The sequence below is a fragment of the Paenibacillus sp. AGC31 genome, assembly GCF_057334655.1.
In genome coordinates, this window is the sequence record NZ_JBHFJH010000026.1 from 79,044 (window position 1) to 96,579 (window position 17,536).

At 36.7% G+C, this 17,536-nt stretch carries 12 protein-coding genes; 4 read left to right on the plus strand and 8 right to left on the minus strand.

Annotated elements, in window-relative coordinates:
• Positions 1 to 68: 68 nt before the first annotated feature.
• Positions 69 to 638, minus strand: a complete 570-nt coding sequence (locus ACE04G_RS11505; RefSeq protein ID WP_221818743.1) for an SF0329 family protein — start codon at positions 636 to 638, stop codon at positions 69 to 71.
• Positions 639 to 890: 252 nt separating this feature from the next.
• On the opposite strand from ACE04G_RS11505, the gene ACE04G_RS11510 reads away from it, so the two are divergent.
• Complete coding sequence (locus ACE04G_RS11510; RefSeq protein ID WP_339306839.1) at positions 891 to 1,946, plus strand: ankyrin repeat domain-containing protein; 1,056 nt, start codon at positions 891 to 893, stop codon at positions 1,944 to 1,946.
• Between the two features lie 98 nt (positions 1,947 to 2,044).
• On the opposite strand, the gene ACE04G_RS11515 is transcribed toward ACE04G_RS11510, so the two are convergent.
• Positions 2,045 to 3,019 (minus strand): tRNA dihydrouridine synthase, encoded by a 975-nt coding sequence (locus ACE04G_RS11515; RefSeq protein ID WP_339306837.1) that lies wholly within the window; start codon positions 3,017 to 3,019, stop codon positions 2,045 to 2,047.
• A gap of 378 nt (positions 3,020 to 3,397) precedes the next feature.
• Here ACE04G_RS11515 and ACE04G_RS11520 point away from each other — a divergent pair, with 378 nt between their 5' ends.
• From ACE04G_RS11520 to ACE04G_RS11530, 3 genes are all read left to right on the plus strand, one after another.
• Positions 3,398 to 3,604: a DUF2536 family protein gene (locus ACE04G_RS11520; RefSeq protein ID WP_076329555.1), complete on the plus strand. Its 207-nt coding sequence runs from the start codon at positions 3,398 to 3,400 to the stop codon at positions 3,602 to 3,604.
• A 270-nt stretch (positions 3,605 to 3,874) separates the two neighbouring features.
• Entirely contained in the window at positions 3,875 to 4,753 is an 879-nt protein-coding gene (locus tag ACE04G_RS11525; RefSeq protein WP_339306835.1) for a GNAT family N-acetyltransferase, read from the plus strand.
• Positions 4,754 to 5,039: 286 nt separating this feature from the next.
• Entirely contained in the window at positions 5,040 to 6,806 is a 1,767-nt protein-coding gene (locus ACE04G_RS11530) for a leucine-rich repeat domain-containing protein (RefSeq protein WP_486094453.1), read from the plus strand.
• Between the two features lie 416 nt (positions 6,807 to 7,222).
• On the opposite strand, the gene ACE04G_RS11535 is transcribed toward ACE04G_RS11530, so the two are convergent.
• From ACE04G_RS11535 to ACE04G_RS11560, 6 genes are all read right to left on the minus strand, one after another.
• Positions 7,223 to 7,861 (minus strand): DUF6037 family protein, encoded by a 639-nt coding sequence (locus ACE04G_RS11535; protein WP_221818737.1) that lies wholly within the window; start codon positions 7,859 to 7,861, stop codon positions 7,223 to 7,225.
• 188 nt (positions 7,862 to 8,049) lie between these two features.
• The gene (locus tag ACE04G_RS11540; RefSeq protein WP_449003608.1) at positions 8,050 to 9,897 is read right to left on the minus strand and encodes an AIPR family protein; all 1,848 of its coding nucleotides are present in this window, start codon (positions 9,895 to 9,897) and stop codon (positions 8,050 to 8,052) included.
• Positions 9,898 to 9,912: 15 nt separating this feature from the next.
• Positions 9,913 to 10,923, minus strand: coding sequence for a PD-(D/E)XK motif protein (locus ACE04G_RS11545; RefSeq protein WP_221818799.1), 1,011 nt, complete (start codon positions 10,921 to 10,923; stop codon positions 9,913 to 9,915).
• Positions 10,916 to 13,615 (minus strand): Z1 domain-containing protein, encoded by a 2,700-nt coding sequence (locus tag ACE04G_RS11550; RefSeq protein ID WP_221818735.1) that lies wholly within the window; start codon positions 13,613 to 13,615, stop codon positions 10,916 to 10,918. The genes ACE04G_RS11545 and ACE04G_RS11550 overlap by 8 nt, the downstream gene beginning before the upstream one ends.
• The gene (locus ACE04G_RS11555) at positions 13,599 to 15,083 is read right to left on the minus strand and encodes an ATP-binding protein (protein ID WP_221818734.1); all 1,485 of its coding nucleotides are present in this window, start codon (positions 15,081 to 15,083) and stop codon (positions 13,599 to 13,601) included. The genes ACE04G_RS11550 and ACE04G_RS11555 overlap by 17 nt, the downstream gene beginning before the upstream one ends.
• Positions 15,084 to 15,390: 307 nt before the next feature.
• Positions 15,391 to 17,106 carry a DNA cytosine methyltransferase gene (locus ACE04G_RS11560; protein WP_221818733.1) on the minus strand — a complete coding sequence of 572 codons (1,716 nt, stop codon included), beginning with the start codon at positions 17,104 to 17,106 and terminating at the stop codon, positions 15,391 to 15,393.
• Between the last annotated feature and the right edge of the window lie 430 nt (positions 17,107 to 17,536).

Consider the following 17,536-nt stretch of genomic DNA (forward strand, 5'->3'; position numbering starts at 1 on the left):
TTATTAGACAGATTTCAGTGAAACCGTCACCGACACAGTGTACCTCTATCCGTGAACGTTATTCAATTTCACACCGTACGACGACGCAGTTCATAAAAATATTGTACCGCTGGATGCTTTAATTTGACCTGCTCCGACATGTTTAGAATTCGCTTTTTGCCAACTCGTCTATCCATTAAAGCCAGAATATTAAATAAGATATCCTTGCTCTCCAGATTATACTCTATAGAAGTGGATAAATACGTCGTAGCTGCAACCGTAAAATTCGATTTACTGAGTGCGGTCTGAGCCAGCAAAAGCTCTTTGGCATGTACGGAGATTTTTCTGCTTCTTGCCATGACTTGAAGACGATCCTCGGGAATGGGTCCTTTGGAATCTTTTCGAATAACTTCAATCTCTTCATCGCTCACAGGAATCATAATCTCCGGGTCGCTCTTGATCTCCTGCTCTGTCTCATACCATCGGATTGGGGTTGTTGTATCGTTCATGTTGAGTACATTCTTTTTATCTACAGTAATATAACAATTGCCTGATTTATCAGGTGAATAGCGATAGCTGGTAGCACGGTACTCTACCCTTCCAACTAACGCAGGACTAAGAAAACTCTCCAGTTGTTGCTTCAATTTGCTCCAGGACATAAATCCTCCTATTATCAAAAGCCTACCGCACGATTTGCGGCGATCATTTCAAATATTTTTCAATCCGTCTCCAGTATCAACATTCATCTAAATTATAACATAGCAAAACAAATTGACGATGGAAGAAACCCAGTTATTGGTTTTAAATTTCCCTATGTGATAAAATTGCAGAAAATTATCTACTTACTATTAAATCGTCATAGCCTACCATTGGAACATACGTTGTTATTCACAAAGGAGAGGAAGAGTGTAATGGCTACGAAGGAAGCAACCTTACCTGCTCATATGGAAAAACTCGTTAAAGATAATGATATCGCAACCGTAAAAGAGGTTTTCGAGCAATGCGAATGGGATGCCCGCGGGGGCTACAGCAAAGGTACGACCCTCAGCTTTCGTCAAATATCGGATGAATTGGTTCGTTGGCTGGTAGCGCAAGGGGCAGATATTAATGCACGCGACAAATATCAACGCACGCCTTTACATGCCCATGCCTCACATTGGTCAGGAAATGTGCCCCTGTTCCTTGAATTAGGTGCGGATCTGGACGCTGTGGATTACCAAAATGAAACTCCGTTACATGCAGCGGTCAATGGGTATCGAACCAAAGTGGTTCAAGAGTTGGTAAACCAAGGCGCTACTATTAACGTAGAAAATAAACAGGGAAATACGCCATTAGCTAAGGGGTTAGCCAATTGCAGGAATAGCGATATAGTCAATCTGGCAGAGATTGCCGCAATTCTGCTGGATGCCGGAGCATCGGTCACCCCGGATATGAAAGAATCGGTGAAGCGGATCGGTAAGGATTTTGAATTCGTCCGTGAGAAGTTCAATAAGGACAAGGTCGATGAAGTTTCAGACGCGCTGATCAAACTGTACCAGTTATTTGATGTCGAAACGGTAGCGAATCGGATCATGCATGACGGGACTTCACCCATTCATGTAAAGGCAACCACTTGGACCAAACAGCACCAAGAGCTGTGGGAATATCTCATTCCGGCCCAAGGCCACGCTCAAACGGTGCAGGGAGAGGTCATCCGCATCACAGGACGTGTGTCCCATGAAGTATTGGATAATGGCGGTGGAAACTGGGATGCGGAGTATCGCAAGATGCTGGATGCACTGATTCGTCACCTGGGCACTGGTGCGCCACTCGCCCCGGCCCTGCTCCAAGAGGCAGCAGACTTAGTCAGCAGACTTCACAATGGATACGATTTTGATGCGCCTGCCAGATTATCCGAGTTGGCTGTGATATGGGTGCTTGCCAATCCTCAACCGGTCGCAATGGAGAAGCCTGCGTATACGCGTTAAACAGCAAAGCAAAAAAAAAGAAGCGGATGAGTTACCGCTTCTTTTTTTTGCTATTAATCTACCTGAATCATACTCCGTATCCATGATTACGCCTTACTCTACTCGGTCTGTTCATTACTTTCAAACTCATTGAGCAATTCGCGTACTTTAGAAGTGGTCTTGGCGTTCATCAAGCTGTTTCTCAGCTCACTAGCACCGCGGAAGCCACGAACATAGATTTTGAAAAAACGGGCCAGCGGGCTGAATGAACGTGGGTCAAGCTCGGAATATTGATCATGGAGATCCAAATGCAGCCTTAGCAGATCAAGCAATTCCTTACTGCTGTGTTCCTTCGGCTCCTTCTCAAAAGCAAACGGATTCTGGAAAATACCGCGTCCAATCATAATACCATCCACACCATATTGCTCCACGAGCCTGAGGCCTGTTTCACGGTCAGGAATATCCCCATTAATCGTCAGCAGTGTATTAGGCGCTATCTCATCGCGAAGTTTCTTAATCTCCGGAATCAGTTCCCAGTGAGCGTCTACTTTGCTCATTTCTTCTCTCGTTCGTAAGTGAATGGACAGATTCACGATGTCCTGTTGCAAAATATGGGTCAACCAGTCGCGCCATTCATCGACCTCAGTAAATCCAAGACGCGTTTTTACACTGACCGGCAGCCCCCCGGCTTTCGCCGCCTGAATAATCTCCGCCGCAAGGGCTGGCCGGCAGATCAATCCACTTCCTTTTCCATTCTCAGCTACATTCGCTACCGGACAGCCCATATTGATATCGATGCCTTTAAAGCCTTCCTTTGCCATACCGATACTCATCTCACGAAAGAATTCCGGTTTATCTCCCCAGATATGAGCCACAATAGGCTGTTCATCCGCTGTAAATGTCAGACGCCCGCGCACACTATGGTGCCCCTCCGGGTGACAATAACTCTCTGTATTCGCAAACTCCGTAAAAAACACATCCGGTCTGCCCGCTTCACCTACGACATGCCGAAACACAACATCCGTCACATCTTCCATCGGTGCCAGAATAAAAAATGGTCGTGGCAATTCACGCCAAAAGTTTTCCTTTGTCATCTCAAAAGCTCCTCTATACATTCCAGGACAGTCTTTGTCCTCATTAATAGTAAAACTCGTAACTCATGCATCTGATTGCTATCATTTACATGATCATTCGCATTTTCGTTGCAATTCACATTATGGTGTCCTAGCTTCTTCTTCACTTATACCATGCAAATGTAACTTTGTTCAAACAGCAGTATCTGTTATTACTTCCATTAGATCTTCAGATTAACGGAAGTTCGATGATCTCGAAATTGCCCTTTCCCGATTTTATCACGTCTTTATTAGATTTTCAGCCCGATTGCTCTTGCCGAACTGGAAAAGCTCCTCTAAAATGAAGCTCGACAGGCTTTTAACCTGCAAATCGAGATTTTAAGGAGGCCTGAATTAGATATGGAAATTTCACTGGATATGATCAAAGACAAAGTCGAATGCTTACAGGCTTATGACTTCCGTGAACTGGAACGAGCGATCGAAGAACGAATCGGAATGAACAAAGCATTAATGCTGCGTGTGAAGCAAGTTCAACATCAAGTAACGTTTGACCCTTTTCGCAACAAGATGTTATATAGTGCAATCGTGCATTTTGCCGTAAATTAATGGACCAAGATTTTAAATAGTGAAAAACAGTTCACTGACGCAATTGCATTTAAACATATCCTATAAAGCATGCAAAAAAGAAGACGCGAATTCGCTCGCGTCTCTTTCCATATCATACTCCACTTTCTCTTGTTACAACTCCTGCTTAAACAACAACAACAACAACAACTTATAAGCAGAATTGTCACCTGCAATCATATTTTACATAGTTAAATACGGGATCGTACAACTATACAAATAGTCATTTTTGAGGATTAAGGGGAGAATACCATGCAAGAATTAATATTTATGAAGAATTATAAAAACAATGAAGTACTGCGCAAGAGTTTTTTCGAGCTTGCTGTCAACACGTTTGAGATCAATTTTGAAGATTGGTATCAACAAGGATACTGGGGCGAGCGTTACATCCCTTATTCATATGTCGATGGAGACCAGGTTATTGCCAACGTTTCTGTTAACATCCTTGAGCTCATCATTCAGGGTGAGAAGAAAAAAGCGATTCAAATCGGTACGGTGATGACACATCCTGATTATCGGGGGAAAGGACTCTCTACACATTTAATGAATAAAGTTTTAGAGGAATACGAGAACAAGTACGATTACATGTACCTTTTTGCCAATGAATCGGTGCTCGATTTTTACCCCAAGTTTGGATTTAAACCCGTGGAAGAACGTCTTTTTTCAATGAATTATACGGCAAAAAAATCACCCGAGCCTGCGAATATCCGAAAACTAAATGTAACTAACGCGGAGGATTTACGTCTTATTCAAAAATTGGCATCGGAACGATTACCTGTTTCTCAGTATTTCTCCACCCATCATGCTCAAGGAATACTCATGTTTTATTGCCTGAATGTTTTTAGTGATGATATTTATTACTTGGAAAACGAAAACGTCATTGTTATTTATCAGAAAGAAGACAATCATATTGAGCTCTTCGACGTTGTTAGCTTAAACGAAATGAATATGAAAGATATCTTGGATAAGATTGCAGATGAAGATACAGAGAGAGTAACCTTTCATTTCACTCCAGATGATCAGGGTCTTGATCTAAAAAGTTCGATCACCAATGAAGGTTTATTTGTAAGAACCCATGGTGAACATATCTACCCTCTGCACGTTAAACATCCGATTACATCTATTGCTTGATGATTTAATTTAAATAAGACCTACCACCTGACCATATTAAAAAAAGATCAAAAAGGAGCAGGATTTCCCTGCTCCTTCGTTATGTGAAACTTCTTTCTCTCATCAAACGTAAATTCACAAGGTATAATGAAATCAGATGACCGTTCAGCATGATCTTATGACCATCATAATGAAGGAGGGGACATTCGTGGCGTTTATCCCGCTAAACTGCCCCAATTGCAACGGAAGAATTGAATACAAGAAGGATGAGGTTTTAAAGTGTCCCTATTGTGAGACAGAGCTTTTATTGAAGCAAAATCATGTCTATTACGTAGACCAGACCATTAATCATTACCACGGAACGCCCCCTAAAGCACCGCTGAAGCAGACTGCCTCCGTAAAGGTAATGCTGATACTGATGTTAGTCCTAACTGGCGCGATCGGTACATATTTTTATTATAGCAACAGCTCCACCTATCCAAAAACAGAAGCCAATCTGCCTGTGCGAAAGATGCCTGAAAGCGAGGTTCTGCTTTCATTTTTGCGAGATATCTTCGATAAAGGGTCCGCCTTGCCAACAGAGGAGGAATTGGCTCGTATTCGCTATTTAACCGTAGAGCATTCGGAGAATGATCAGTGGAAGTTTACATATAGCCTCTCCGATCCTTTCAGCGATGAAAAAGCCGAGAAGATCACTTATATTACTCAGGACAAGAAACTGAATAGCCAGCGGATTGATCAGCGTGATTTTGAAGCTTTTAAGGGACTGACGGCATTGGACCTGACGAATACCTATGAAATATCCCAGACGGACCAAACCACTTTGGCCCATATGCCCGGATTAAAAAGTTATGGTGGCGCTTTTAACGAATCCTTTAGTACATTTTCGGGCTACTTTGGCGACAAGTCTAAAATTACGGAGCTTACCACTCAGCTTCGCAGTAATCAGGAATTGGCCATGCTGCTGGAATTTCCTAATCTGAGTTCTTTATCCATTACCTATGTGGATGAGTCCGTAACAGATTTTCACTTGTTAAACCAATTGCCAATCAAGTCCCTGTCGCTCACCTTTGTCGATGAACTCGGATGGTTGTCGTCCATGACCGGGCTATCATCCTTGTCTATACAGTACAGTGAAACCACAGACCTGCAGCCGCTGTATGCCTTGACCCAGCTTCAGGAGCTTCAGTTGTCCTATTTAACGAACGTAAAGTCCATCGACTTTGTGCAAAATATGCCTGCTCTACAAACGCTAGATATTGAAAATGTAAACATCTCGAGCCTGGAGCGCTTGACCGGCAAAAACTCCATTACTACACTACGCCTGGCTTCTCTAAGTCAGCTTGGCTCGGTAAAGGCCATCAATAGTCTATCCTCTTTGCGGGAATTAACGTTGTCAGGCTACTACGAGAATGCAGAAGCGCTGACACTGCCTAAAGTAGAGCGAGTGGAAATTCCAAGCTCCTTTCTCCCCGGGCTAAAGGCCCCGGCTACAACCAGTCTGACGCTCCGTGGCGGAAGTGGGGAATTGAACTTGGCTGCGCTGGGGAAATTCCCGAAAATGGAGCAACTCTCGCTCTGGGAGATCGATGAAATAACCCGTCTTGCCGCCCTGGACGGCTTGTCCCGCCTAGAGACCTTAAACATTTACGACTCGTCACTGTACAAGGAGAGCGATGCCTTATTTCGTTTAAAGCAGGTCAAATCTCTGATGTGCTCCGAGTGTAGGCTGAACTTTGAACAAAAGGCGGCCGCAGAGAACAGCGTGCTTGAACATTTGACCTTAGAGCAGCCATATTTCAGCATAAACAACACCTCTGTTACTGAAGTTGATCAAATGATGCCTTACTTTGCCAAAATGTCCGCGCTGCGTTCCTTCACTATGCAAGACAGCAACTTGACTTCTCTCGAATTTATGAGTAACTGGCAGGCCATAGAAGAGCTTCATCTCGAGAACGATGCCATTTCCAATATCGAGACCCTAAGCCAGCTGCCTAATCTGCAAAAGGTATATCTATCCGGTAATTCCGTACAAAACAAATCGGTGGTTGGTACGGGTGTGCACGTATATTAATTACCGCCTGGGATAATGGGAGTTTTAGACTACTGTAGTTAATGGATGATATTGAAACAAAGACAAAAAAGGGGTTCGAGAATATATATAAATTCTCGAACCCCTTATGTTTAGCTTCTAACCAACATCGCCACCGACTCCACGGATGATGAGATGATGGAAATACAACTCTATAATAAAACATGTATCTATTCTCTTTAGGCAGCTTTAGAGGTTTTTGTGAAAGAAGCTTATATTTCGCGTTTTATCTCAGAGCAACCAGGTACTACATAAGGAGTCTGTTCCCAATGATATATTGGCAAATAAAATAAACGAAACTTGAAATGAGTTTGGTTGAAATACATGTGAATCATATGTTATCAAAACAAAATTAATAACATGGATATAAGACAAGACAATTGAGAGCGTCCTGAAAGTCATTTTTTGTTATTCGTCCAATTTGCTAAGATTGTTTCATCAGTATTCTCATCACTTTGTTTTTCTGAATAACAAAAGCTAATATTCTTTTCGTTTATAAATTTCTCATATAGGAGTGGGCGTAAGATTCTAGACTTATTATCGTTGAAATTGCTTCTTTGAGCTAAATTCCCATCAGATTTGATTCCATTTCTTCTAACTTGATAGCAATATAATTTGTTAGGATTTTCCGAGTCACTTCTACTCAATGAAGATACCATTACTTTCAATTGATCCTCATTTTTGTTATCAATAACTTCTGCAGGAATAAACCTCGAAAAATATTCCATAAATTGTTGAAGTATACTTCCAAGATTTTCACTATAACTGATTCCAAAGTACTCTCTAAGTGTTTTCGCATCAACAAATAACTTAGCAACATTTGCTTCCACTTGTAAACTAATATTCACATCAGACAATCTTAAAAACTCTAATTTAAGTAACGCGTAAGCATTCTTCTTTTTTTCATTTTCCGCAAACAACTTTACTAGTACGATAAAGTCTTCGTCATTATATCTAAAAATAAACGAGTCAATTACCCAGTCCTTAGCTTCCATATCTTTCTTTAAATACTTTAGATTTTCGAAAACGTTAGTCATATATTCATCCCTCTTATCGTTGTTCCCTCGTAAAGTAGAAAATAGCCATTGTACTCGCTAAGTTAGCGAACAGATACGTTTAATTAGCCGTTAATAACAATCAACACACTAAATATTCAGTTGTTATAATGAAGGTTTTACCTTCAGTTATTTAGTTTTCGTAGAAACTTATGTCTACGACTCCTTCATTAAACCATCCCACTTAGCACAACTGCCGATTCTTTAATAAATCCTCTCCAACAATCTTCTTTCTTTGCCCATTGTGTAACATTTTGATCACCAGCAGATTCTTTTAGATAATTTAAAGCATTATTAGCAATCGTCCGTACAACATCCTCCCACTTATTAGAAAGATCTTGTTGCCTCCATATTTCCAGTAAATTTATTTCTTTTCCGTACAAATGACTTAGCATTGCTACTGTAAAGTAAATCACGTTTGCTCTATATCCTTTTAAATTCATACTTTCAACAATTCTAGTTACGAATATATTTATAATTCTCCTAGAAATAAGTTGCTTATAGTAGTCGCTATCAACATTTAAAAAACTTTTTGTTACTTCACCTTCGTCATTTGTAACGGCACTTTGTTTCCAATATTGGCTATTCATATCCATAAAACGTTTAAAGGCTTCTTCCCCACCTTTACTAGATACATACGGATATCCTTCCCAAGACATAAAGTATTTTGCCATCTCCACTTTTGTTATTACTTTATCTGATGGGTACATTTTTTTAAAAGCAGTTTGTTCTCTTCCCTTCGAACGCCTACTAATATCAACCATATATTGGCCACGCGCTCGTTCAAAATACCATTTAGACTCTTCTTTACGATTATCTTGTGTAGGAATCCAAACGTTACGAGAATGTTTTTCGACATCTGACATAAAACGAGTATTTGCAAGTAAGTCTGATTTATTGATTTTATTTTGAGTATTAGCGTATTCTGATATTTTAGCTATCATCTCATCCTCAAGCGCGAGTTTATCCAGTTGAGGCTCATTATTCTCTCTTATTTCTGGAACATTTATAATAGTAAGTTTTGCTTGTATATAAACCCCTTCTAAATCAACATCATTTTTATAAGCTTGATGAATAGAGGCTGTAGTTTGACCACCATTTACAATTTGCCAACTTGTTAGCTTCTTAACTTCATAGAGATTAGACTCACCAATTTGTTCAATATCCCCTGCTTTTGCAACACTTGAAATACCATTATTATATGCAATAAATAGTTCGCGTTGTTGCGTATCTTTTAATGTATCTCGTATTCCTTTATTTGTGCCTCCACGTGCTTGTAAAAAGGAACGTACATTTCGTTCTACTAATTTAGGTCCCCAATCATCATATAGTTTGGCTAAGAGCTTTGCAGGAACAACCCCCACATAACACTCTATTAATCCTTTTATTGTTTTATTTGGAACATGCATCATTTGTAAGGCCTCACCATATTCCGATTCAAAATGAATATCAAACTCTTGTATACCTTGTTCAGCTTCTGACAATTTGAAAATGCGATCCATATCCCAAATATGTACATTAACTGTTTCTACACCAGGTATAGTTAAATCTATAGGCTTATTCGAAAGATAAAATTTACTTGTAATCACATAAATATTGACTTCTTCAATTTCATCTTTTTTATCTAAAATCATTCTCGTAACATCATAATATTCCATCGAACGATCGGATAAATACAGAATTCCTTCCGCATTTGTATAGAAGCGCTTCGCTTTATTCGCATATTCTTTCAATGATGTCATACTAGCAACTGGAAGTTCACCTTCTTCGAAAAATGGCTCATACTCCACTACGTACAAATTTAAAGTATTAATATCCTCCAGAAATAAATAACCATTAAGTTGAATACTCGATTCTTTTTTACCAAAATAAATAATTGCTGGTTCATCTTCGGAATTTATAAATGGTAATACTTCTTGTAAGAAAGGCGTTTGCCGACTTCCTATTACACGTCCCTTTTGTTCAACATTGTCAATAAAATCATTAAAAAAGTCTCGTTTTCTTTTAGTCTCATTCATTACTCTCATCCTTATTTATTTAAAATTGAACATATCTTCTATCGAAACCTTAAAAGTTTTACAATGTGATAAATCAATTGAATATGAGACATTAGTAACACCTATTGGTAGGTTTTCTGAAGTCAATTTAGGAAATTCTTTAGTTGCATTGTATCCTAATTCCTCGTGTACAAAAAAGTTGTTTTTATTATAATCTTCGCTTATTACTCCAATTTCAATGAGCAAATCATTAAATCTCACTGCTAAAGAAGGTGCTCGATCAATAAGCTGTTTTTCTATTGTTTCAATAATACATTGAAGAGACTTACCAATTGAATCATTAACCTCAATTTTTAATACGTATAGAAACAAAGTTTCTATTACTGGATTAAGTTCTAATTGCTTTTCATTCGAAATTTTAATTTCATCTCTTATTTTAGGTGCAACTGTTTTGATCTCAACTCCGATATTCTTACTCACAAAATCAATTCGATTTTTTAACGGACCCTTCCAATTCTCAATAATTAGAGGTGGTTCTTTCGGGAAAAATTCAAGCCATCTGTTAATGTAATAAAGCTCACCAAATAACCCCATCTCTTCTTCTATTGTCATTTTAGTATCAGATTTTCTCTTAAAGAAATTATGCCAACGATCTATAACTTCATATATTACTGTATAAAGTGGTAGCTCTTTTTCATTTAAAATATGATCCACTAAATTTTGTAGCACTCGCTCAAAAATTTCTTCACTATCCGCTACATTCTGAGAAATCACTAAAAAATTCTTATCTTTTAGTGGTCCAATTCGCGAAAAGTATTCTTGCCCTATGTTAATTCCCCTCCATTTCGGGAAAGACTTCAATTGATCCTCATCCCAATTTTCATCCGTAATATCTATATAAATACGTCGTTGAAAATTCAGTAAGTCAATCCCAATTAACACAAATGGTTTTTGAAAGTATACTGGATCTAAGCGGTAAATATCGTTTGATTCCTCATTTTTTGATTGCTCGATCAGCAACTTAAATCTTTCTGAGATATTAATCAACAAAACCATCCTTTCCAACTGTATTATTGTATATATAAACTCCTTCTTTCTTAGTTCTTTCTCTGGAATCGAGGTCTTCACCTGGAACTGTTTTTATATCTGGAAAAGAAAATGCCAGCCCTATTGGTACCAGATTTTCATTGAAATCGATATTCAATTTCTTAAAAGGTTTTACTTTTGGATGTAAGGGATAAACCAAAAGTAGCGGATTTTCGTTCATTCTTAACTTTATATTCTCCTCTTTATCTTTAGTACGATTTTCAATATCAATAAACTCTTGGTTAGCTGCAACAATAGCACCCAAGTCTACAACACCTATCCCTTTGCTTTTATCTTGATCAATACTACGAACAACCGCACTTTCAATTGATAGTTTCCCTAAGTTCACTTTCCATGGAGTAATTCCAATATTAATCGCCTTCTGTCTGTTTAATGTATCCTGTGTTATATCCACTACAGCGATATTGAATTTTTCTAAAAGGTTTTCTTTATTCATTTTACTAATATAATCTGCAATTTTTTTGCTATTAACAATTCTTGCTGATGGTATAGTTTTATATTCTCTCAAAAATTTGATAACGAGTTCACTAGGTACATCTTTAGCAATATGGTACTTTGTCATTGTATTGATCGTTTTAAATTCAAGTTTTATATTATTGATGAACTGAACTGTAGCTTCCATATTTTTTTTATAGAATTCCTTGTTTTTTTCAAAGCTACGTGTTTGTTGCATGGTACCGGTGTAGGCTATAGGGGACTCAGCTGTACCCATTTTTGCTGGACTGGTAACTGACATGGTTTTATGTGATAACATTTTAATTGCATATTCTTCCGGTGTCACACCATATTCAACAAATTTTTTGAACTCTTCTCTTAATTCACTCATGACAACGGCAAGATATTCGAAATTCTCTGCAATTTCTTCACTCGTGTAAATACGACACAAGTCCATATAGCCGGTACGAAAGCCAAACCAACGCCCCATTTGCATTAATGTGTCATACATAGAACTACCACGATAATAGTATGAAATTGTAAGACCTTCTAATGTTAAACCGCGTGATAATTTATTTCCTCCAATTGCTATAACATTCATCCCATTTTTTATGTACTTATCGTACTCAAGAGCATCTTCACTCTCCCCGTTAATTTCCATCACTTCAACCTTGCCTGTTATATCCTTAATTTGTTTATAAATTTCTTCCCAAGCAACGATATTAAATTGTTGCGATGTGTCTAAACTATTTTGAACTTCTATAAAATCATCCTCATATAATTTTTGAAGTTTATTTATATATTCGCTTTTCGAGTTATAAATCAGGTCATTTGACAGTTTTTTATAAAACTGATTAATAACACCGCACATAGAGTTTTGAACATCTGTAAATCTAGATGTATGGATCAGCATTGAATTATGGTCGTTAGTTTGACCTCTTATATTTCTAATTGCAACAGAAAGTAAAAAGGCTAGTATTGCTTCCTGCATAGATTTTGGGACTTCCGTAAATAACCCCGCATCATCTTTTGTTCTCATTTTATCTAATATGACTAAATCTTCTGAACTTAAATGCCTAATAAACATCGGTTTATTATCTTCTTTATAACCAGTGGTATTGAAATATTCATCTGGTCCACAGTAACCATCAGGTTTAGGCAGTGCGGTAACAAAATCTTTAGGATAGAGATCTTTTCCTACATCTAGGTGGTTTGCATCTGCTTTGATGAGTAAATTAGCAAATGGCGTAGCTGTATACCCCACATAAGATTTTTGATTAAACAAACTTAAAAGTTTTCTAATTAGCTCATTAATTTTGCTAGGATCATCAGTATGTTTTCCAGATGAATCAACACTAGCTTGATCTGCCTCATCATCTATGATTAATACTGGTGGTCTCATTTGTGAGAGGTTAATACTATTACTTAACAATTCAATTAGTTTAGGAAGTACATCTTTTTGTTTCTTTACAACAATTAGGATTGGCTTATCTAAATTTTTAATACCAATTGCATTATTAGTAGATATGTCATCTTGTACGGTTGTCCAGGTTTCTATTTGTATCCCACCCGTTTTAACTAATGCCACCCCTTTTTTTTCACCAGTGATCATATCAACAGCACCAACTACTTCTCTTTCCAAACGCAGTTGCGTTTGAGCACGTAAGTCGTTGTGCATACCTGCTAAAACAATAACTAATTTGTACCCTATATCGAATGCTTTATTAATTAGTCCGGTAAAGTTAGCTGTTTTTCCTGATTGAACATACCCTAAAACTAGCCCTCTCTTATCAAAGTCTTCATTGATTTTAGGATCTCCAATACTCTTTAAAATTTCATTTGTTGTTGAATCTATACTATCAACGGTAGTTTGAGACCAGTGTCTAAACTCTTTTAAGTATTTTTCATAACGAGGCCAAAAGTAAGAATAGCTAGGGTTGGTCTTTTCAAACCACGGTTCATTGTCATTACTTCTCATAGTATGAGCTCTACGAACATTTATGGTGTCATATTTTGAGTATATTTCTAAGGCTAAGCCTTCTAAATTACCTTTATCGATATTTCCGTACTTTTTAATAATTATATCCTCTGCATTTTCAATTGATTTTTGTATCGGATTATCAGAACCTAAATTTTTAAAGGTACTGTATAAGTTATCAACAATCATAAAATAATCATCTCTAACAATTTGATCCATTATCTATCACTTCTTTCTCAATTATTGTTTTAATTGTATGAATCTCTATACCTTCAAAACCAACCATCATGGAAATTGTTTCTGCTACTTTTTTACTGTCTAATTCTATACCCGTACTAAATAAAATGTCCGCGTAATCAATTATCAATTTTTTTGATTTTTCATCAATTTGCTGTCCATCTTTTTTCACCATATTTGCAGTCTTTAATAGGTTATTAGGCGAGCCTAGTTCGACTAGTTTAAGATATAAATTGATCTTCTTTCTTAAATCATGATCAGCAGCTTTAAGAACTTGAGTTAGAATGGGGTGTGTTCTATTCAAAATATAAGTACTATTAATGTCATCGGTTGAAAACTCCCAGGTATTTAAAGTCCCTTTGATTTTTTCGCCTGACCGATTAGCTTTTGTGCGATACAACATTATCTCCTGTGAAATCTGTCTATAAAATTTTGCTATCGCTTGTAGGTCTTCTTTAACTTCATCAGGAACAGAAACTGTGGATTTTTTAACATCAATTTTCCAGTCATCATCAGCTTCATTTGAAAATTCAATTTTAATTCTGACTAATTCGGAGTAGACATCCTTTGGAAACATACCAAACCAATCACCAAAACTAACCATTCTGTTTTCCCTATAAATATAGAAGCCTTGTTGGTCACGCCATCCTTTTACGCCACCTGCATATTTATAATCGGTTTGATTAAAGGTAGTGGGATGAGGTAATACATATGGAGTAACTTTAATTAGTTTTTTATTGACCCTTATACTTTGTACTTCCCCTTCAATCCGTCTTGGGTTTTCTTCTAAAAATGGACTCCATGGATGTAAGTCATTGCTGTTAATTGTAATTATTAAGCCCTTCTCTAACATAACATGAAACACCATTTCTAAATATATCTGTATACGCTTAACTTTGGAATAATAGCTTTCTTGTCTCAAGACTTTATGAGTACCGTAGCCGGAAAATCGATCTAGTTTATCTATAAAAACAATAGTTCCACTATCCCCTTGTATTTGACCAATTTGTTTTTTTATGTCACTTGGAATTGATTTATAAAGGAGCCATTCGTTCTTATCACTGACATAATCTAAATCCCAACAACGCTCAGAAACTATTCTATTTTTTTTTGTAATAACACATAAACGTTTGCCCATTGAAAATGAAGCTGTTTTCAATCCCATTCCAAAACGACCAAGCTCCTCTTTCGCTCGCTTTTCTCTGGGATCCTTTGAGCCAATCGTCATTGCTTGTTGTAATTCTGCTTCTGTCATACCAATTCCGTTATCTTCAATTTTAATAAAACCACCATTTTCTAGATCGTACTCAAACTCAATGTTAATACTGTCAGATTTTGCATCAATAGTATTATCCACAATATCAGCAATTGCAGTTTGAGCATTATAACCAATATTTCTAAGAGCTTGAATTACAGGCGCTGCAGACGGTTGTGTATTAACTGTAGACATTATTTCCACCTAACTTTTACTCTTATATTACTCTAACAAAATTATAAAGTAAAAATAGTTAACTCATACAACAGATGAATAATGTAGTCTTACTTCAGATCACCAAATTATTTCTATAGTTGCTACCATTCATTTTCTAGTTCCGACAACAATTGGCTGATTCATCTCAACAGATAAATCAATAAATATAAATGCCAAACCCCTGTTAGTGAGTATAGCTGATATCAAAAGACCCAATAGAGGACACTTTTTTCAAAGTACTCTCTATTGGGTCTCAGTTTAAGAAGAATATGCAGTTACGGTTATTTTATATATTTGGAATTTTATCCCTAGGTTTTATAATAGCAGCTAGTAGCTCTATTTCAGATATCCCTAAATATTTTAACACTTGTTCCGCAACTGCTCTCCCTAAAAGAGGGGGAACAGCATTTCCAATCTGCTGATACTGTGAGTCCTTAGTCCCCTCGAATATAAAATCATCAGGAAAAGATTGAATTCTCGCAGCTTCCCTGATACTGATAGCTCGTATTTTCTGAGGATGTATCCACATTGATTTTCTTACGTTCAATACAGTTCCAGAAGGCTTGTCATAATGAAGACGTTGATATACTGTATTCTGTGTTCTCCCTGGATTGGAATATGTTTGCTTATAAGATTCATCTAGATTATGAAAATTTTGTCCTGGTTCTAACATTTTAAATCTATCTAGTGCTGTCTGTCTTGTTTCAGTCATAATATGGTTTCTAACTGTATTCACACTGCCATTCAAGTATTCATTCAAAGGATTAGTATTCTTTAATAACGATTTCTCAAGTGGACTGTCTTCATCCATAACTGTATATGGAGTCACATCCTCAAGATCTTTAATAGCGTCTTTGACTGTGTAAAATTGATCCGGATGGTGTATAACTGGATTAGGTAGTTCAATATCTTCCCCTGCAACAAACTTACTTTTTACACCAATCAAAAACAATCTTTCTCGAAGTTGCGGCACACCAAAATTCGCCGCGTTTAGAATGAGATGATTTTCATTTAGAACATACCCTAGCTCTCTAAATTTAGCAATTAAAAAATCTAAAACACCATATGTCTGTACTTGAATATACACAATTTTATTTATAGTAACTATATCTTTAATCTCAATATTATTTGATATAATTTCATTCGTTCTCATCAAAATTCTTTGAACTTCTATTATTTCTTTTAAAAAACTGATGATTAAATCTGTATCTGATAGCTCTAGACCTTTATTTTGTATGTGTTCCCGAAGCAATCTCCATTTTTCCAAATATCTAGCGGACCATAATTCTTGATGTAGCTCTTCCCATCTAGAGAACATCCTCTCTAGTTCAATTTCCACTTTCACCAAATAGGAACTAAGGTCTTTCTCTTTTCTTCCAAGTTGTCTTAATCTTAAAAAAACATTTTTGTCCTTTAATATAAACTTAGATAGATCAGCCTTTTCTAAAATTTTCTTCTCTAGAAACAATATTAATTCTTCTGTTAATTCCGTTTCTTTCCCTATAGCAATTTTTTCTTCAATAAGGTTCAATCCTAGGTTCTCCACAAAATTTTTATCTTCTAATGAATAAAAAAATTTATGCTTAGCAGATTTCATAGATTTTACGTTCTCCATTACAAAGGCATCAGGATTTAACATTTCAATTGTTTTTACATATTCTTTTACTAACTGATTATTAGTTGAAATTAATTCAGTCTTTTGTCGGTTCGCATTTGAAAAACCTTGACATGGCGGTCCCCCAAAAACAATATCCACACGATTTCGTCCAAATTTATTACATTCATTTATTATTTGTTCTAACGAGTTGTTTTTATCGTCATTAAGACTTATAATATCATCGAAAATCTTCACACCTTTATGGTTTCTCTCATAAGTTTTCTGCGCATATTTATTATTTTCTACTGCGGCAACAATTTGTACTTGTCCTGTTTGTAAAAAACCCAAACTTAAGCCTCCAGCCCCGGAGAACAAATCAACTGCTAGAAGTTTATCATTCCTCATAATTTCTCTCTCTCCTTGCCACGAACATTCGTTCCTTATATAAGCAGCTTAACATCTCTCTAGAGAACTTTCAAGGACACACGTCTAAAATAATAAAAACTTATAAAACAAAAGATAGTTTTTACTAAGAAACTATTAAATTTAATATATCCTCTTCATTTTTAATATAGACTTTTTCCCCAACTACATTCAAAACATCTTTTCTATACAAAATATCCTAGATGAATTCATAATTCAAATCATAACTAGTCCCTTACTGTATAGTAACTTTATCAGAAGCAGTATCCAGTATCAGAGTGTAGAAACCTTCTTTCTCTTCCCGCTATAACTAGTAAGATCTCTCCTTCTTTTGGTGAAAAAAATCCCCCACTAGTCAACAGTATTCAGTTCATTTAAATGAACCTTATTTTCACTGTCTACCGTGAGGGCA